Origin of the sequence: Streptomyces chisholmiae, from assembly GCF_031845445.1 — a bacterium.
GTDB classification, from domain to species: Bacteria; Actinomycetota; Actinomycetes; order Streptomycetales; family Streptomycetaceae; genus Streptomyces; species Streptomyces chisholmiae.
Genome location: NZ_JAVREO010000007.1, coordinates 360,942 through 378,200, shown reverse-complemented (window position 1 = coordinate 378,200; position 17,259 = coordinate 360,942). Strand labels below are relative to the sequence as shown.

Below are 17,259 nucleotides of genomic sequence, written 5' to 3'. Positions count from 1 at the left end.
GCCGTTGCGCACCAGCATCTTCCGCACGCCCTGGATGGTGTACGTCAGATGGAAGCGCCGGCCGATCACCGTCTTGATCCGCGCGAGCGTCCACCGCTGGTCCTCCCAGCCGTGCGCGGCGGGCCCCTTGGCCAGCTCCGCCTCCAACTGGGCGAACTGCTTCTGGCTCAGCCTCGGCAGCGACGCCGGTCCCTGTGACCGCAGAGCCCGCGGACCGCCCTCGTCCCACAACTGCCGCCAACGCTGCACGGAACGGACGCTGACCCGCAGGTCCCTGGCGATCAACGAGCTCGCCTCGCCCTGGGTGAACCTCTCAGCCGCCTTCAGCCGTAACTCCTCGCGGAACTGCTGCCGTTCGGCGGTCAGCCCGCCCCCTTGTGGATACCGCATGCTCCGGTGATACCGCAGGGGACAGCCGCCCGTCAGCCCCTACGACACCACGAGTTCAATCTCAGTAACAGCACCAGCGTGACACCGAGGGCGCGGTGAACTCCGAGCTGTCAAGGATGCGCGGTGATCTGCGGGACACGCGCAAGGTGCTGGCCGACAACGGTGTGGACTTGAGCAAGTCGGTCCACACGCTGCTGGAGACCCTCCAGCAGGAGATCCGTGACCTTCGGGAAGCAGTCCGGGATGCAGGGAGCGAGCCGCTGCCCGGCTCGCTGGAGGGGCGGGTCGGACTCGGGCGGGTGGACGCGCTCCTGGGAGAGCCTGCCGTCGCCGGGCGCGCCGGCGTTGATCGGAGCTGCAGACCATCGTGACGCGGCTTCTGGGCACGTTCGGTCAGGTCAGAGCACTGAAAGTGGGATCTGCCGGAGTGTGGCCGGCGACTGAATGTGTCAGAAACCGCGACGCTCTTGCCTCATGGGGAAGAGCAACGAGGTAGCAACGCGGTGATGGTCTCGTCGGCGTCGTCGGTCGGGTGCTCGAAGTAGGAAACGTGGTGTCCTGGCTGCTGGGGCGTGGGGTGCCTGCCGAAGTCGGCGGCCTTCTTGAGCAAATGAGCTTGGGCAGGAGAGCTTGAGCTGGGCAGCGGCCTGTGGATCTTGTCCTCGTTGTCCACGTGGGAAATGAACTCTCCAGGTCGCGCCGCCCGCGCGCACCCAGGGGTCTGGGGCTCGGCCGGTGGACGGTCGGCAGCGACGGGCCGGGCAGGTGGGCGGGAGCCCGCGACACGGTCGGGTGTCGAGGCCTCCGGGCGGGGGCGGTTCAGATGCCGAACCCGATGCTGGAGACGTAGGAGTAGGAGTCGTAGTCGGAGCCGAGGTCGGTGATGATTTCGTCCCAGACGATGTCGAGCATTTCGCCGTCTTCGTCGATCCAGGCAGCGATGATGTCGTCCCAGATGCGGTGGCCGCGCACCGTCACGCGTCGCACGGCCAGATCCCGGGCGCGGCCGCGGGTGACGTCGCGTTGGTCGACGGGGTGGATCTCGATGCGGGTGCCGGTGCGGGCGAGGCGGCGTTGCCAGTCGATGGCGAGGTTGCGGCGGCGTAGGTCCCAGTAGGCGGCGTCGAGGCGTTGTCGGTTGGCGGGGAGTGGGCGCCTGGTGCCGGCTCTCCAGGCGGCGATGGTGCGGGGGCGGGTGGTGATCCCGGCTCGGGCCATGGCCTCCCGGCCGGCCGGCGAGTTCAGGTAGCGCAGGCGTGCGGCTAGGCCCCGGCGGGTGTCGACCGGGGACTTGATGCCGGTGACCTGGCGGTCCATCTCGCGTCCGAGGGCGACCCAGCCGGGTACGCCTTGGGCACCGTAGAGGCCGAACTGTGCCCAGCGGCCGGCCATCAGCCCTCACCTCGTCCGATGGTGTACTCGGTCTTGAGCTTCATGTCGGTCAGGCGCCGGCCCTCGGTGAACACCGTGCGCCAGTCGCCGCCGGTGACGTGGAGTTCGTCGGTGCCCGTCATGCGGACGATGGTGAGGCCGGCCTGGTGGGCTTTCCATGCTTTCAGCCAGAGGTTGGTGAAGGCCTGGGAGCGGATGATGTGCATCCAGTCGGGGCGGCGCATCTCCCGGTTCGCCGACGATTCGCCGATGGTGGACACGAACTTGCTGTACATGGCTTTGATGTATTCGAGGGTGACGCGGTCGTCGGTCTCGATGGCGGTGTCGCGGGCGGTGGCCAGCTCGCGGCGGAACCGTTCCAGCAGCGCCTCCGAGGAGCCGGATGTCCACGACTCGTGAATCACCGGGGCGGCGCACAGGCCGTGCTTCGGGCCGGCTAGGCGGTTCAGGAGACGGAGGGTGGGGTCGGTGACCCACAGGGGGCCGGGTTCGTCGCGGTTGCCGAGGGGGTTGGGGAGGTCCTCGTGCGCCCACTCGGGCGGGGTGATCAGGTAGACGCCACTCCGCTTGCGGTCGTAGGTGCCGTCGGGGTTGTGGCGCAGGGTGCCGATCGGCAGGTGGGTCTTGAGTGCGGACAGGTAGGCGCCGTTGACGTCGAGAGCGGTCACGGTGCGGGCCGGTCCGGTCTCGGCGGTGTGGTTGCGCCACTTCGGGCGGCCTTCCCAGATCTGGTCGGCGCCGTCCCGGGAGGGCTTCTTCAGGATGGGGATATCGTCGACGGAGAGGTAGTGGGTGAAGTCGTAGGTCGACCCGACGCGGGTGCTGTTGAGGAGGGCCATGCCGTCGGGGATCGCCCGCTTCACGAGCGTGGTGAGGGCGGCGTCCATGTCGCCACCGTTGTCCTCCAACGCGGCGGCGACGGCCTGCGCGATCAGGCCACCGGTCTCTTCCTGGCGCCGCTGCGGCCGGCCCGGCCCCGGACCCGAGCCCTGGCCGGGGCCCGCCGGGGCGGTGCCAGCCGGGCCAGCTGCGGCTGCGGTGGTCGGGGTGGCCGCGCCGACCGGACCAGTAGCGGTGGTGGTGGGCTCCGGGCCGGTGCCGGCCGGCGCCGCACCGGCGGTGCCGGCAGTACCGGCGGTGCCGGGGGCCGGTGCCGTGTTGGTGCAGAAGCCGCCGATGTGCTGCGGCCGGCCGGCCGCCCGGTACGGGGTCGGCTGGCCACACAGGACACACGACTCGATGGCGGCGGTGACCACCGTGCCGTCGGGGAGACGGTCGGGCTCCCCCACCGGCACCACCACCGCCACCGGGGCGGGCACGTCCTCAGGCGCCTCCGATACGGCGGCCGGAGGCGAGGGCGAGGGCGGGAGTGGGTCGTCGGTGGGCCGGGGCAGGAGACGGGCACGGGCCAGGTCGGCCCGCAGGGCCCAGGCCGCGGTGGGGCCGTGCCGGTGCCGCCTGAGAGTCAGGCTCGCCTGCTCGTCGTCGCGGTCCAGGTACAGGTCCAGGTCGGCTTCCACCGCCAGGTCCTCGATACCCGGGGCGCCAGACGTCGCGACGGCGAGGACCGCGGCGGGCAGCTCGCGGGCCAGACGACGCAGCGCCAGCGGCGGAGGCACGGGGGCGGTGAGGTCGAGGTGGGTCACCGGGTCGAGCACGACCAGGGCCAGGCCATCGATCCGTTCGGCGGCCGCGCGGACCTGATCCAACGTCGACAGGTGGTCGGCCAGGTGCAGCGGAGCGGTGCGCAGCCGGGCCGCGACCTCGCTCACCCGCTGCCGGTCAGCATCAGGCAGGGAGTTGGTGGCGATGTGTTGGAGGTCGGCGTCGGCTTCCGCGGCCAACACCCGCAGGAGCACGTCGCGTGCGGTGAGGCGGCCAGGGACGACCAACACCGGCCGCGACCGTTCACCGAGCGCGGCCGCCCGGACCATACCGAGGGCCAGGGCAGTTGAGCCGGCACCCGAAGACGCGGTCAACACGGCCAGGCGGCCCGGGCGCAGCCCGCCAGCGGTCACGTCGTCCAAGCCCGGCAGACCGGTGGGCACCGGTGCCACCACCGGCGCGTCGCGGGTCTCCGTAGTGAGGCTGTCGAGCAGGTCTCCCACGGGCGCGGCCACCATCACCTCCGTCGTGAACTCGCTCCGGGTCAAGGAGCGCTTGCCTGCGGGTGAGTCAGCTTTGCCGCCGAGTGGGACGGAGGCGACCAGTCCAGCGACAGGTCGGCCCCTACGAGCCAGCACGACCGACTGCCCACCCGCCGCCTGCCGGACCAGGTCACCCAGCTTGGGCCGAGCATCCGTCACCGCCCACACCGGCCACTCCCCCGACATCGAGATGCCCTCCCGGCCCAGGGGCAGCAGAATCGCCTCCGCACCAGAATCCCGATCCCGCAACCGCGTCGCGCGGCCGGTCTCGGCAGCACGGACCAGTTCAGCCCACCGGCCACGCGCGGCCTCGATCAGCACCAACTCCGACACAAGGTCTTCCCCAGACACCAACACACCCCCAACCGTAAGGCATTGACAGGGGAACCTTACGCCAGAGATGTAAGCCTGCTGCCAGTTCAAGTGCCTGGACAACAACACGATCCTCCACATGCCATCGCCCCATTCCTGATCACCAGCCCCCAATACCCCCGCCCATGGGAACGGACGACCGATCGTGACGGCCAATGACCGAGTGACCGCGGCGGACGGACAACCCTGGAGCGTCATCGTGAATCCCCAAGAGCCGTTGACGAAACCGTGTCCCTGACGCTTCCCCGCGTGCGGGTCCTGACCGGTACGAGAGCGAGGCAAAGGAAACACGTTGTCCCCTCGAAGGCAGACCGCCGGCACGGAAAAGGTCGATACCCGGACGGGTCACCCGGCGCAGAGAAGACCACCGACGCGACCACCCCGAGGTTCTGGAACGGATCGACGAAGGAGAACGGCGGTAGCGCGCGGCACAGAGCCGGCCCGCCCCGGAACGCCAAGCAGGCCGGCACCAACCGGTGGCCGGCCGCGTCTGTGCCGACCTCGGCCGCCGGACGACGAGTCGCGGTAAACGTCCGCCCAACCGCCGGCGCGCGTGGCTGGGCGGGCGTCTCCCGGCCGCCCGATCGCCGGTGAGTGCGTGCGGGCGTCAAGGTCTGTCGGAGCGCACTGCCGAGCTGCGTGAGGGCCCGTCAGGGGCGAGCCCGGTGCGGGACATCGACCTCGTGTCCGGTGTCGCGGACGGTGAACAGGCGGTTGCCGAACTGGAGTGGGAGACGGGCGGTCAGGCGGCGGAAGCGACCCCCGTCGGTAGTACCAACAGGGGCGGGGCAGCCGAAACGGGGGCGGGCCTCGATCGTGATCCCGCCGGCGGTGGCCCGCCGGCCGCGACGTACACGGTGGTGGGTCGCAAGCGGTCCCGCCCATTGCCCAGCAGCAGAGCCAAGCCCACCGGGCCGGCCTGGAAGAGGTGGACCGCGGGATGGGCGCGGCAGGCGCGAGGCAGCGGATCCCAGACGCGGCGACGGCCAAGGTACTGGCCCTCGCCGCATCTGGGATGGAGTCGTTCCTTCGCGCCGCCGGGACGGCGCGGTACCAGGAGCCGGGAGACAGGTACCTGCTGCTGCCGCGGGAAGTCCAGCACGTCTGGCCGTGTAGGTGAGACAGGAGAGCGCTTGTAGGCGGTTTGGGAGAGCGGTCTGGGTCTATGTCCCTGTGGGATGTTGCCGGGAACTGGCAGCGGGCAGTCGCGTCGGAACCTGGGTGACGTCAAGCAGATGTTGACCGTAGGCTCTCGGCGAAGGGCAGGTGCGGTGGACATCACGGTGCAGTGGATCAAGACGTCCTGGACGAAGCAGTCTCGGGGCGGGGAGGCCGCTGCCCGCAGAAACGCGGCGCCGATCCGCTTCTCGTTGCCCCAGGTGCCGTCTGGATTTGCCCACTTCGTTCAGATGTCCGAGCGTGATGGCTTCGAGCCGTGTCCGAGCCAGAAAGACTTCCGCGAGGTCGGTGTCAGTCTGCGGGACGAAGGTGATCGACTTCGAGTGCTCGCTCGTGTGGAGCCGCTCTTCGGGTTGCCTCCTCGGCCGCGCCGGCCGCCGGCGGTTCGACTGCTTCCCGGTCAGTGGGTCCGCTGGCAGTTGAACTACCGGTTCACCAGTGCCATGGGGATCCGCGGGTGGTCGTACTGGCTGGATACGTTCAACATCGCTTATGGCCCCGTCGACCGGGATGTCTTCCTGTCAGAGCCGACCGTGATCGTCGATGAGTGCGCGCCAGTTCGGTAGGGCGGGCTCACTGCCGCTCAACCGGCTGCCCGTTCCGCTTGGGCACGGGTGGTGGCGAGGCGGTAGGAGTCGGTGCCGGTCTCGATGATGCCGCGGCCGAAGGTGCGGCGGTCGACGATGACCGCACAGAGGCGGGGATCGGTGAAGGCCCTGCTCCAGCCGGAGAAGGACCGCAATGAGAGCGCGGGCGCCGTCCCGATCACCGTGGGCCTTGACCGCAGCGTCCCACCAGGCGTCATGGACAAAAGTGAACCGGCCTAACGGAGCGGACCTGGTCAAGCACGGTTGCTCCCGGGAAGGCCGCCGGGCTTGCGCACGAGCGCTTCGGGTGGTGCTCCAGACCGAGGCAGGCGCCGCCTTTGCCGATCAGCCGCACATACCGGGCAACCTTCTCTCGGCCGTCACAGACGACCAGCTCGCAGACGTGCAGCATCGCCCGGACGATCCGGCCGATCAGCCGGACCGCCACCGAGTAGCGGTTGACGCGGACGCTGATCCGGCCACAGCGGTCAACCCGCAGAGTGAAGAAACGGGCCCGTCTCGAAGGGCTCCCGTGGCAGCAGCGCCAGCAGCGGCTGCTCGGCCGCGACGTACTCGCCGATCGTGCCAGGACGGGACCGGATCCGGCGGGCATCGTCCTCCCGGTCCCACCCTTCGATCATCGCGTTGGACTCGGCGAGCGTCGCGGACCTCGGGCACCGGAGCGAGGTGGTTACGGCCCAACCAGCGGGGCCCTTGCCAGGGCCGGGTGCCGGGGCTGCTGTCGTTCTGCCGCCCGTCAGCGGGCCTCTTCCAGGGCAACTGCCGGGTCTTTTCCGGACGTTCCCCAAGGTGCGTCCCTCCTGCCACATACTGGAGACTGAACGGAGCAGCGCGACGAGGCCGCGTCCACCCCGCCCGCCCGTGTCGGGACGGGCCCGCCGCGGACCGGCCCCCCGGGAGCGACGCCGCGACGGGACGCCAGCCCCCCGGCCGCCGCCTCGGCGGCGGGCGCGGGGCGGCGGGCGCGGCGGGCGCGATGCCGTCCACGCCCCCGGCGTGGACGGGGGGCTGCGGTCTGCCCGCACCGCACCGTTGTCGCCGGACACCTCGGGAAGGCAGGCGCGCCATCCAGTCGGCGACCGCCCCGCTGGGCGCGTCGCGGACCTCACGCCTCACGCGTCAGGGAGATCGAGTGGCGGAGCCGGAACGAAGTACGGCCGGCGGCGAGGCGGCCCCGCGGGCCTGGGCCGCCGACACCGTGGGGCTGGCCGAGGAGTTTCTGGACCGCGCCGGATACTGCCCGGTTCCGACCCAACTGCTCGACGTGGTATCGGGCCAGGAGCTGGACGAGGTCACAGAGCAGTTGGTCACGATCGAGGGTTTACTGCCCGAGAACGACCCCGCACGGGAGGAGGTGGTGCCCGTGCTCGGTGTCCTGTTGGGCCTGCGCTACGGCATCCTCTCCGGCAGTCCCGGACAGACCTACCGCGCCTTTCACCCGTCCCCGGGTCGTCGGGACGCGCGGCCCCATGACCGGGCGGCCGCTCTGCGCCACCTGCGGTGGGTCGACAGGTACGGGCCGATCGACGACCCGCTGGCGATCAGCGCCCGGTTCTCACTGGTCCGGCTACTGGCCCCAAAGTGGCTGGTGCGCTCCCAAAGCAGCGGCCTTGCCCACATCGTCAGGGAAGCTGCACGGCAACACACGCTGGACCGGGACGTGGTGGAGGCGGCGCGGGTGCAAGGCCGCCTGGTTCCCACCGATCTCCCACCGTCCACCCAGCTACGGCTGGACTTCACCTGGCGGGTCCTGTCTCTCGCGACCACCCTGGCGGCTCAGCACGACAGCCTCGCCGAGACGGGACTGTAGGGCGCCCAACTGGCCAGGGCCCGCCGGCTGTTCACCAGGATGAAGAACGTACGGGACGACGAACAGGCGGCGGTCGCCGTCCGCGCCTGGATCGACCTGTCGGCGGAACACTCCGCTCGTTTCCCCGAGTACTCCGCCGTACGACGCGATCTCGCGGAACAGCGCTCACACCTGGAAGGTGCTGCTGCGGGTGGCGAAGCCGGCCACCGCGGCGGAACGGAACGCGGGCCCCGCCTTCCTGTGCGACGGGGATCGCCCTGACGTCGCCGCCGCCCGCTTCGACCTTGCCGGTCTGCTCGACAGGCCCGTCATGTACTTCGGCAGCCTGAACGATGACGACGCCACCCACGCGAGGATACTGCTGCGCCGCGCCGCGTCTGCCGGGCAGCCGGTCCGGGACGTGGGGAGTGTCCAACTCGCGGTGAACGACGCCGTCCAGGCAATGCAGTTCGCCCGCCACGGCGGGGACCTGTCCGCGGTTCCCGAGCTGATCGCCGAGCTGACCAGCCTGTACGCAACCCTCCCGGGGGACCACGAGGCCCGTCACGCCGTCGCCTCAGTCCTGGGAGCCGCCCACCGGGACCACGGACACTCACGCGGGGACCAAAACCACCTACAGGAAGCGGCCCGATACCTGCGGAAGGCGCTGCCGGTGCGAAGCACGGATCCCGAGAACGCCGCTTTTCACCCCGCGAACCACACGCTCGGCCTGCTGTCGCTGGCCCGAGTCGACCCGGACCGCGACATCCTCGACCAGGCGATCGTCCAGGCCCGCTGGTGCCTGACCCGCGGCCCGATACTCAAGCACCCCGATCTCCACCATCTACTGGAAGGCACCCTGCGCTGCCATCTCGGCCTTGAGTTGCTCCACGCGGGCCTGCGAGACGACGACCACACGCTGTTCGAGCTGGGCGTCACCGAGCTGGAACGTCTACGGCAACTGGCGGCCGAGGGCTGGGGCTCGACCACCGAGTACGCCGCCCTGTCACGGCTCACCTTCGCCTACGCTCTCCGTTCACGACGTGGCGGCGAGACCGCGGGAGCGGATCTCGACCTGGCGCTGGAAACCGGACACGAGGCGATGCGCGAACTCGCCACCTATGTGCTGCTCCAGCACGGGGCCGAACACGCGCTGACCGCCGCCCGCGCGGGCACCACCCTGGCGCTGCGGGTGGCGGGCTGGGCCGCCGAACGCGGCCGGGCGACCGCGGCCGTCGAGGCACTCGAACAAGGCCGAGCCCTGGTGCTCCACACCGCGGCCGCCTCGTCGAGGATTCCCGAACTCCTCCAGGAGCGGGGCCACCGCGAACGAGCGGAACAGTGGCGCACCGCCGCCCCGGAGGACTTCCCGCGCTCGGAGGCCGGCCAGGCGTTCACCCGATGGTCGGAGCTGTCCGGCGAGGCCCAGCCACCGGGCCCGAGCGAGCTACGCTTCGCATCGTTCGAAGCCCTCGGCACCTTCGAGCGGTTCGACTCACATGGCGGCAGGGGCACCCGGAACCTGTTCGGCCACACCGCCCCGGCAAAGCTGATAACCCGCCTCGCGGATTGCGGCGCCGACGCCCTCGTCTACCTCATCCCGGGAACGACCGCAGGCAGCGAAGGCCACGCGCTGCTCCTGCGGCCGGGTCACGAGACCCCGGCCATCATCGGCCTGCCCCACCTCGGTCTGGCCGACCCAACCCTGACCCGCTACCTCGACACCGCCGCCGCGCGATCCCAGCCAACCGGTCCCGGGGAAGAAGCCGTAGCCGAGGCGAGGTGGCGGCAAGCGTTGGAGAAACTGTGCGACTGGGCGTGGCCAGCGGCCATCGCACCGGTCCTCACCTCCCTGGAACCCCTCGGCCGACCGCCTCGCGTCGTGCTGGTGCCCTGCGACCGGCTCGGCATGGTGCCCTGGCACGCGGCACGCGGCACGCCGAGAGGACGAGAAAGCGGGCACCGTCCGCTACGCCTGCCAGGACGCCATCTTCAGCTACGCGCCCTCCGCGCTGGCGCTGACGAGGGCAGCGAACCGGGAACGGCTCCCACTGGCCGAGCGGCAGGTGCTACTCGCCGACCCCGAGCACACTCTCCCATGGTCCTCAATCGAGGTGGAGGCGCTACGAGACCACTACCCGAACGCCATGCTGCACGGCGGACTCCTCGACATCGAACCCGATACCTCCGGCACCCCCGAGGACCTACTCGCCGTCCTTCCCGGCGGCCACGACCCCGCCTCCCTGATCCACCTCTCCTGCCACGCCCTCGCCAGCCCCAACCCAACCCGCTCCGCCCTACGGCTGGACAGCGGAAAACTGACCGTCGCACGCCTCCTGGACCTCCCACCCACGGACACGACACACACCGCCGGCCCTGGTCGTCCTGGGCGCCTGCGAGACAGACCTGAGCACCCGGGACCACGACGAAGCCCTGACCCTGGCCACCGCCCTGATCGCCCGCGGCTCGACCGACGTCGTCGCCTCCCGCTGGGCCACCCAAGACAGCGCCACAGCGGTCCTGATGGCCGTCATCCACCACCACCTCACCGCCGGCGGTCACGCCCCGCCCGACGCACTACACGCCACACAGCTATGGATGCTCAACCCCGACCACCCACCACCCTCACACCCCACCCTCCACCACGAGGCCACCCGACCCGACCTCCACCACCCACATCTATGGGCCGCCTTCACCCACCAAAGCAACCCAAGACCAAACAGCCACCCGCCGAAAACAACCCCCGGCCAGCGAGCGACCGACCAGCGCTAAGCCAACACCACGCCACACACCAACCCGCCACAGGCCCCGAAGCAAACCCCGAACACGGAGACCATCCGCCCCCACCACCCCCACCCCAGGTTCCCCACCACCCAGCCGAGAACCGGAGCACGCACAGGAAGGCGTCCCAACATCAGTGGGTAGGACCCCAGAAACGAACTCGCACTACCGAAGATCGGGCGAGGTATGCGAGGAGAGTTACTCGATGGCCGATACCGGAACACCGACCGCATCGGAGCGGATGGGACGGGCACAGTCTGGGAAGCGAGGGACGAACGCCTGGCGCGGACCGTCACCGTCAAGACACTCACACGCCTGCCAGAGAGAACCGGCAACGATCTCCCCGAGCGGTTCGAGCGGAAGGCGCGGCTGGCCGGGATGCTCCCCAGCCCGCATGTAGTGACCATCCACGACTACGGACGCACCGAGATGAACAGCCGGCAACTGCTCTACCCGGTGATGAAACATGTCCAGGGTCGGCCACTCACCCCCACACCCAGCCAGCCACTCGAGCTGTGGGAGATCACCCGCTGGGGAAGCAACCTGTGCCGGGCACTGACGACCGTCGCCGGATGCCCGGCGGACCCGCTCGATCGTTCAGCCAATGTCCAGCTGACGCTTCATCGCAGACTGCCACCCGCCGCAACGGGCCGTTCGTCAGACGTCGCCGTCGGGCAACTCGATCACGAACATCTTCCGCCGCTCGCCCGAGGAGGTCTCAACGTAGCCGATGACGCCGCTGGGCGTGTCGATCGCGAGGACCTCGTGGCCGGTGTACTCCGCGCCGGGCTCGTAGGCGCCGAGTACGTGACCGTTGTCGGTCAGGTACTCGGTGGGGATGCCGGCCGGGTAGGCGCCTTCTCGTACGGCCCACTCCATCCCGTAGCCCTGAGGTAGGAAGACGCCTACGTGCTCCCCGAGGTTGGTGATGGTCAGATCGAGCCGCACGTAGAGTTGGTCCGCGTTACCGAAGGAACTCTCGACGCCCTGCTCGGGGTCGGGGCCGCGGAAGTAGGTGATGTCCTCGACGGTGATCGACATCTCGGTCCGGAGGTCGCGGTCGTCGGGGTGGGTGGATTCCCAGGCTGTGGAGTCGCCTATGCCCAGGCGCGGCAGGTCCTCGGGCGATGGCGTGGGGGCCTCGGTGGATTCCCGTGGTTGCTCGGTGGCGGTGGGCGAATCCGGGGTCGGGGTCGCCGCCGGCGGACGGTCCGCGGTGCTGTCTCCTCCGGAGCAACCCACGCTCAGCACCGCCGTGTTCAGCAGTACAGCGGCGAACATCGTACGTCTTCGCATGGCTTTCCTCTCTCTTGCCGTCCCCGGACGGGAAACGGGACAGGTCGAGCGCCTGTCTCAGTGATCCTCTTACGGCGGGGCCGGCCGGCGACAGCTGGGGTGGGCGGGGCCGCCGCGTACCGCTCGACCTGCCACACCCCGGTCCGCGGCCACCCGGTCCCGGTTTCCGACACCCTCGGCGGCTCAACAACCTGTAGCCCAGCGCGGATCGTCTCCCTCGTGCGGTCAGGCGGAGGGTGCCTCACCTCGCTTCCGGGGCCGGTTCCGACAAGCTCAGGAGCTGTCGATCGCGCAGTCTTGTACTCGTCGAGTAGCACCAGCACGGAACACTGCCCTGTGCAACAACACCGCGCCGCCCAGGTATCCGAGAGGGCCGGCGAGGCTGTGTCCGGTGGTGAAGACGCAAGCGTGTCCCCAACGGCCCTACTCAGCAGGGAAGATACGAACGAGGATGCCGAGCCAGCAGCCCCGTACCGTTCTGCGCGGGTTCTACGCATCGGACGCTGGCCCCCCGCGAGGGGCCGGGGGCCGAGCGGCCGAAGGGATGGTTCAGAGGTCGGTGCGACGCCCATCGAGGAACAGGCCGACGCTGGAGAGTTGGTGCAACCCGGTGGCGCCGAGTGGTTGATGTCCCCAGCGGAGCACCCAGGGGTTGTCCGGTCCTTCACCGTGCCACCACTGGTGAGCAAGGAGTGGGCTGCGTGGTGGTCCCCAGAGCGCAGGGAGGGCCGCCACCGCGTCCTTCGGTTGCCGATACTGGGCCAGTTGCCCCCAGGGGAAGGCGGCGGCCAGCGCGGCAACCGTGCCAAGGCGCCGGAACGCCTCGTCGGGCGCCAGTCCGGTATTGCTCAGCTTCGACGCGATCAGTTGATCGCCCCAGATGACCCAGAGGAGGTCCAGTTTTTGGGCTGCCTCCCGTACCGCGGGCACGGAGAGCAGCATTCGGGCGAACTGCGGGTCGTCACTGTGCCGTTGCTCGCTGGTCGGCTCCAACGCGCCTGACTTCCTGGGGGTGGTGAACTCGCCGCTGCCATCGTCGCTGTACTCCCACGCTGCTTGCGCGGAGAGGTATGGCAGGGCGAAGGGCAAAGTGACCGCGCACACGGTCAGATAGTCCTTGGCGCACTCCACGGCCCGGTCGAACTGGCCGCGCCGACGTAGCTCGCTTAGGTCGACCTCGTTGACAACGGCCAGGTCGAAGATTGTGCTGGGGAAGCCGCCGCGTTCACCTCGGACGACGCCTTCGGCGGTCAGTTCCGCGGTATGCCGCGCGCGCGGCCGGAAGGGAAGCCTGGTGCTCTCCGGGACATCCTGCTTGACTCGTCCGTAGAGGGCGGCGAGTTCGACCGACTGCTCCTCGTAGGTCATTCCCTCCCGTGCAGCGTGCCTGGCCCGCTCGCGAAGCAGCTGCTGGTGGGATGCCTCGTCCTGTTCGCGCTGCCGCATCGCCATCTCGAACGACCGTTTCCCGAAGGCGCGGCCATAGAAGATCAGCCCCGCGATCCACAGAGCGAGGGCGATACCGAAGCCGATGCCGCCCAGCAGGACGTAGGCCCCGACGAGCGACGTCAACATGAGTGCCGCAAAGATCTGGTTGTACGGGGTTCTCTTTAACGCGTGCTCGGGCAGGGGGGTGCGATTCATGTGGGTGGCCCTCTTCTCGTCGCGGTCGAACTGACACCCGGCGACCGAACCCCGAAGCACGGCGGTGGCGACCGCGGGGAGAGAACAAAGTCCGCTACCAAATGAGGGTACAAAGCCGCTGGGGCGCCCGTGAGTTCGCACAACAGTGCGCTGGATGACCCCTCCCGCACCCACCGTTCCCTGACCGAGGCCAACAGGCCAGTCCCTCCCCGCGTCGTGGTCCGCCGCCACCTGGCCGCGGTGCCGGGCCCCGCACCGCGGGCTCCCTCAACCGGTCCCCACCTCCCACACCTCTTCGTTGGCACCGCCGACATTCGACCCTGTCGGCTACCGCGGTCCGGTGCCGCCTTCGGTGACGGCGAGGCGCTCACGGGTGAGGTGGAGGCGAGGAGGGGGAACTCGTGATCGGCTGACACCTCTCGTCTCCCCGGCCCCCGTTGCCGCCCGCGGGGGCGCGTCCGCCGCGCGTTCAGGCGTCGGCGACGACGACCTCGACGCCGTGTTCCCGCAGCGAGTCGAGGCAGTGTGTCGAGGCGGTGGCGTCCGTGACGAGGGTCCACGGCACCGGCACCCGCAGCCAGGCGTGGAACGGGGCCGCGCCGATCTTGCTGCCGTGCGCGAGGACGAAGACCCGTCCGCCGCGACGGATCATCAGCTCCTTGAGCCGGGTCTGGACGAGGTCCGCCTCGCAGATCTCCCCCGTGGCGGACACCCCGTCCGTGCCGAGGAAGACGATGTCCGCGCTGATCCGTTCCAGCGCGGCCTCGGCCAGCGGGCCGACGAAGCCCTGGCTGGCGGGACGGAGCCGACCGCCCAGGCACTGGAGCGTGACGCCCTCGGCGTCGGCGAGCGCGTCCAGCACGGTCAGGCTCACCGTCGTCACCGTGACGTCCTCGGCCTCGGTCAGCTCGTCGGCCAGCGCCCCGACCGTCGATCCCGTGTCCAGCAGCAGCGCGTCGCCCGGCGCCACCTGGGCGGCGGCCAGGCGGCCGATGGCGCGCTTGGCCTCGTGGGCCTCGCCCAGTCGTTGCCGCAGCGAGGACTCGACGTGACCGTGCCGGGCGGCGGGGGCCGCCCCGCCGTAGGTGCGGGTGATGCGCCCCTCGGCGGTGAGCTTGGCCAGGTCCCGGCGGATGGTGGACGGGGTGACCCCGAAGCGCCGGGACAGCTCCTCCACGCTGGCGAGGCCGGAGAACGTCGCGAGGTCGACGATGGCCGACCGGCGGCGCTCGGTGGCCGACAGTGCCATGGGATCTCCTAGGACGCGGGGCGGGGTGCCACCTGGATCGCCTGCCGCATGGCCTCCACCATGCTGCGCGTGTCGACCACGCCCTTACCGGCGATGTCGAAGGCGGTGCCGTGGTCGACGGACGTGCGCGGCACCGGCAGACCCACGGTGATGTTGACCCCGGCCTCGATCCCCAACACCTTGACCGGCCCGTGGCCTTGGTCATGATACATGGCCACCACCAGGTCGTAGTCGCCCCGAGCGGCCAGGAAGAACAGGGTGTCCGCGGGCAGCGGACCGTGCGCGTCGATGCCGGCGGCGCGAGCCGCCTCGACGCCCGGCTCGACCTTCTCGGCCTCCTCGCCGTCGCCGAAGAGGCCGTTCTCGCCGGCGTGCGGGTTGATGCCGGCGACACCGATCCTGGGGGCCGGGTTGCCGGCCCTGACCAGCGCCTCGTGGCCGCGGCGGATGGTTCGTTCGACGAGTCCGGGCTCGATCCTGCGGACGGCCTCGATGAGGCCGACGTGGGTGGTGACGTGGATGACCTTCATCTGCGGGGTGGAGAGCATCATCGACACCTCGTCCACGCCGGTGAGTTCGGCGAGCAGTTCGGTGTGGCCGGGGTAGAGGTGACCGGCCAGGTGCAGCGCCTCCTTGTTGAGCGGCGCCGTGCAGATCGCCTGGACCTGGCCGCTCATGGCGAGTTCGCAGGCGACCCGCACATAGTGGTAGGCGGCGTCGCCGGCGACGTGGGAGACCTGGCCCCAGGGCAGGTCGGGGGGCAGCAGCCCGAGGTCGACGACGTTGACCGTGTTGCCGTCGAACTCGGCCTCCCCGACGTCCTGGACGGGGTTGATCCGCGGGGTGAGCCGCATGATCCGGGCGGCCTGCCGCAGTCGCTCGGCGTCCCCGACGACGACGGCGTCGCACGCCTCAGCGATGCTCGGGTCGAGCAGGGCCGCGAGAACGACCTCGGGGCCGACGCCGGCGCCGTCGCCCATGGTGACGGCGATCGCTGAACGGTTCATTGGTGTGCCTTTCTACGGACGGTCGGCGGGGCCCGGCGGGACGGGTGAGTGGCCGCGGGCGACGGGTCGGAGGGATCGGGCGATGGTCAGCAGGCTGTCCGGACCGCCGAAGCTGCCGGGCCGGGTCACGACGGTGCGGCCGTCGGGGGCGAGCAGCCGGACCGCGCCGTACTCGACCTCCCCTGGGCGCTCGGGCCGGTGGATCGGACCGCCGTAGGCGAGGGTCGGGTGGCCCAGGGCGTCGATGACGGCGCGCGCGGTGGCGCCCCCGGTGAGCACCAGGTCGGCGGGGGTGCCGGAGCGGGCCACGGCGTCGGCGAGGGCGCCCGTGAGGGCGCCGGGCGGTGCCTCGACGAGGGTCTCGGCGAGGGTGACGGCGGAGACCGGATGGCGGGCCGCCGCGGCGAGGGCGGTGGCCGCGGCCCCGGGGTCGGTGAGCAGTTCGGTGCCCGGTAGCGAGAGGACCGGGACGCCGGCGCGGGCCAGCCGTTTCGTCTGGCGCCGTGCCGAGGGCTCGGCGGTGCCGACGACGAGGAGGAGGGGCCGCGGGTGGTCGGCTGGTGGGAGTTGCCGCGGGGCGCCGGGGGCCGGCGCCGAGGGGGTGGTCGTGCGGGCGAGGGCTCCGGCCATCGCGGCGGATCCCGCCAGCGCCACGCCGGACCCGAGCGCGCGCCGGGTCACCGTGGCGATCCGGGTCAGGTCGTCGTCGCTGACGGCGTCGCAGACGGCCACCATGCCGTGGGTGACGGCGTCCCGCAGCGCCCGGGAGAGCGCCGTCTCGGGCCCCCGCACCAGGGCGAGCGGCACCGTGCGGCACGGCAGCGGGGCGAGCGCCGACGCGATGTCGTCGGGTGCCCGGGTCGGCTCCAGCCGCCAGGCGGGCGCGGCCGAGAGCGGGCCGCCGTCGACGCGGACGGCACCGTCGAGGACGGTCCGGCCGGCCACCGGCAGGGCGGGGGCGAGGACGAGGCCCCCGCGTTCGCGCAGCGGCCCGAGTTCGGCGGCGAGTCGTCCACGCAGCAGGGAGTCGATCTTCTTGAGGACGGTGACGGCCTCCACCGGGGCGCCGGTCGACGGCGGTTCCGCCAGGGACAGGGCGGCGCGCACCCGGGCGGCAGCCTCTCCCTCGTCGCGGTGGCGGCTGTCGGTGTCGACGACCAGCGCGCCGCCCGGCGCGGGGTGGGGGTGCGGATGCGCGGTGTGCGCGGTCAGCAGCAGCAGTCGGGGAACGTCGGGGTCCGTGTAGTTGCGTGTTTCGCGCGTACTGAGTGCCGCTGCCGTCTCGGCGGCCCCTGAAAGGTCGTCCGCCAGCGCCAATATGGGTGCCATGTGGACTCCTCGGGGTCCGGAGGGAGGGAAACCCCCGCGTCAATTGCGCACTTCACGCTACTTCTATTGCGCCCTT

At 70.8% G+C, this 17,259-nt stretch carries 15 protein-coding genes and 2 pseudogenes; 5 read left to right on the top strand and 12 right to left on the bottom strand.

The annotated features are described in order from the left end of the window. Positions 1-390: helix-turn-helix domain-containing protein (locus tag RM844_RS14745; RefSeq protein ID WP_311667614.1), on the bottom strand; the 390-nt coding region annotated here is incomplete at its 3' end. 95 nt (positions 391-485) lie between these two features. On the opposite strand from RM844_RS14745, the gene RM844_RS14740 reads away from it, so the two are divergent. Further along, entirely contained in the window at positions 486-761 is a 276-nt protein-coding gene (locus RM844_RS14740) for a hypothetical protein (protein WP_311667613.1), read from the top strand. Between the two features lie 101 nt (positions 762-862). On the opposite strand, the gene RM844_RS14735 is transcribed toward RM844_RS14740, so the two are convergent. From RM844_RS14735 to RM844_RS14725, 3 genes are all read right to left on the bottom strand, one after another. Further along, a complete protein-coding gene (locus tag RM844_RS14735) occupies positions 863-1,063 on the bottom strand; it encodes a hypothetical protein (RefSeq protein WP_311667612.1) in 201 nt (66 codons plus the stop codon). A 146-nt stretch (positions 1,064-1,209) separates the two neighbouring features. Next, entirely contained in the window at positions 1,210-1,782 is a 573-nt protein-coding gene (locus RM844_RS14730; protein WP_311667611.1) for a transcriptional regulator, read from the bottom strand. Continuing rightward, entirely contained in the window at positions 1,782-4,499 is a 2,718-nt protein-coding gene (locus RM844_RS14725) for a type II toxin-antitoxin system prevent-host-death family antitoxin (protein ID WP_311667609.1), read from the bottom strand. Before RM844_RS14725 ends, RM844_RS14730 begins: the two co-directional genes overlap by 1 nt. A gap of 1,073 nt (positions 4,500-5,572) precedes the next feature. Here RM844_RS14725 and RM844_RS14720 point away from each other — a divergent pair. Further along, the gene (locus RM844_RS14720) at positions 5,573-6,046 is read left to right on the top strand and encodes a hypothetical protein (protein ID WP_311667608.1); all 474 of its coding nucleotides are present in this window, start codon (positions 5,573-5,575) and stop codon (positions 6,044-6,046) included. A gap of 17 nt (positions 6,047-6,063) precedes the next feature. Here the strand turns inward: RM844_RS14720 and RM844_RS14715 are convergent. The 3 genes and pseudogenes from RM844_RS14715 to RM844_RS14710 form a co-directional block, all read right to left on the bottom strand. Further along, a pseudogene (locus RM844_RS14715) lies at positions 6,064-6,225 on the bottom strand (IS21-like element helper ATPase IstB); the annotation flags it as partial. A 56-nt stretch (positions 6,226-6,281) separates the two neighbouring features. Next, positions 6,282-6,542, bottom strand: coding sequence for a Mu transposase domain-containing protein (locus tag RM844_RS33575; RefSeq protein WP_394814508.1), 261 nt, complete (start codon positions 6,540-6,542; stop codon positions 6,282-6,284). 13 nt (positions 6,543-6,555) lie between these two features. Continuing rightward, positions 6,556-6,708, bottom strand: coding sequence for a hypothetical protein (locus RM844_RS14710; protein ID WP_311667607.1), 153 nt, complete (start codon positions 6,706-6,708; stop codon positions 6,556-6,558). 512 nt (positions 6,709-7,220) lie between these two features. Between RM844_RS14710 and RM844_RS14705 the strand changes: the two genes are divergently transcribed. From RM844_RS14705 to RM844_RS33565, 3 genes and pseudogenes are all read left to right on the top strand, one after another. Further along, positions 7,221-7,898 carry a hypothetical protein gene (locus RM844_RS14705; protein WP_311667606.1) on the top strand — a complete coding sequence of 226 codons (678 nt, stop codon included), beginning with the start codon at positions 7,221-7,223 and terminating at the stop codon, positions 7,896-7,898. A 1,967-nt stretch (positions 7,899-9,865) separates the two neighbouring features. Then, positions 9,866-10,162: pseudogene (locus RM844_RS33570) on the top strand (hypothetical protein); the annotation flags it as partial. A gap of 91 nt (positions 10,163-10,253) precedes the next feature. Beyond that, a complete protein-coding gene (locus RM844_RS33565; protein ID WP_394814507.1) occupies positions 10,254-10,649 on the top strand; it encodes a CHAT domain-containing protein in 396 nt (131 codons plus the stop codon). 666 nt (positions 10,650-11,315) lie between these two features. On the opposite strand, the gene RM844_RS14695 is transcribed toward RM844_RS33565, so the two are convergent. The 5 genes from RM844_RS14695 to RM844_RS14675 form a co-directional block, all read right to left on the bottom strand. Continuing rightward, positions 11,316-11,954 (bottom strand): hypothetical protein, encoded by a 639-nt coding sequence (locus tag RM844_RS14695; RefSeq protein ID WP_311667603.1) that lies wholly within the window; start codon positions 11,952-11,954, stop codon positions 11,316-11,318. Positions 11,955-12,503: 549 nt separating this feature from the next. Beyond that, positions 12,504-13,598, bottom strand: a complete 1,095-nt coding sequence (locus RM844_RS14690; RefSeq protein WP_311667602.1) for a hypothetical protein — start codon at positions 13,596-13,598, stop codon at positions 12,504-12,506. Between the two features lie 469 nt (positions 13,599-14,067). Then, entirely contained in the window at positions 14,068-14,847 is a 780-nt protein-coding gene (locus tag RM844_RS14685) for a DeoR/GlpR family DNA-binding transcription regulator (protein ID WP_311667601.1), read from the bottom strand. Between the two features lie 8 nt (positions 14,848-14,855). Further along, positions 14,856-15,854, bottom strand: coding sequence for a 4-hydroxythreonine-4-phosphate dehydrogenase PdxA (pdxA, locus tag RM844_RS14680; protein ID WP_311667600.1), 999 nt, complete (start codon positions 15,852-15,854; stop codon positions 14,856-14,858). Positions 15,855-15,866: 12 nt separating this feature from the next. Further along, positions 15,867-17,183, bottom strand: coding sequence for a four-carbon acid sugar kinase family protein (locus tag RM844_RS14675; protein WP_311667598.1), 1,317 nt, complete (start codon positions 17,181-17,183; stop codon positions 15,867-15,869). Positions 17,184-17,259 lie beyond the last annotated feature (76 nt).

Coding starts and splice junctions, on each gene's coding strand:
- RM844_RS14730 (WP_311667611.1), bottom strand. CDS start 1,782: ATGGCCGGCCGCTGGGCACAGTTCGGCCTCTACGGTGCCCAAGGCGTA.
- RM844_RS14725 (WP_311667609.1), bottom strand. CDS start 4,499: ATGACGCTCCAGGGTTGTCCGTCCGCCGCGGTCACTCGGTCATTGGCC.
- RM844_RS14710 (WP_311667607.1), bottom strand. CDS start 6,708: ATGATCGAAGGGTGGGACCGGGAGGACGATGCCCGCCGGATCCGGTCC.
- RM844_RS14695 (WP_311667603.1), bottom strand. CDS start 11,954: ATGCGAAGACGTACGATGTTCGCCGCTGTACTGCTGAACACGGCGGTG.
- RM844_RS14690 (WP_311667602.1), bottom strand. CDS start 13,598: ATGAATCGCACCCCCCTGCCCGAGCACGCGTTAAAGAGAACCCCGTAC.
- RM844_RS14685 (WP_311667601.1), bottom strand. CDS start 14,847: ATGGCACTGTCGGCCACCGAGCGCCGCCGGTCGGCCATCGTCGACCTC.
- pdxA (WP_311667600.1), bottom strand. CDS start 15,854: ATGAACCGTTCAGCGATCGCCGTCACCATGGGCGACGGCGCCGGCGTC.
- RM844_RS14675 (WP_311667598.1), bottom strand. CDS start 17,183: ATGGCACCCATATTGGCGCTGGCGGACGACCTTTCAGGGGCCGCCGAG.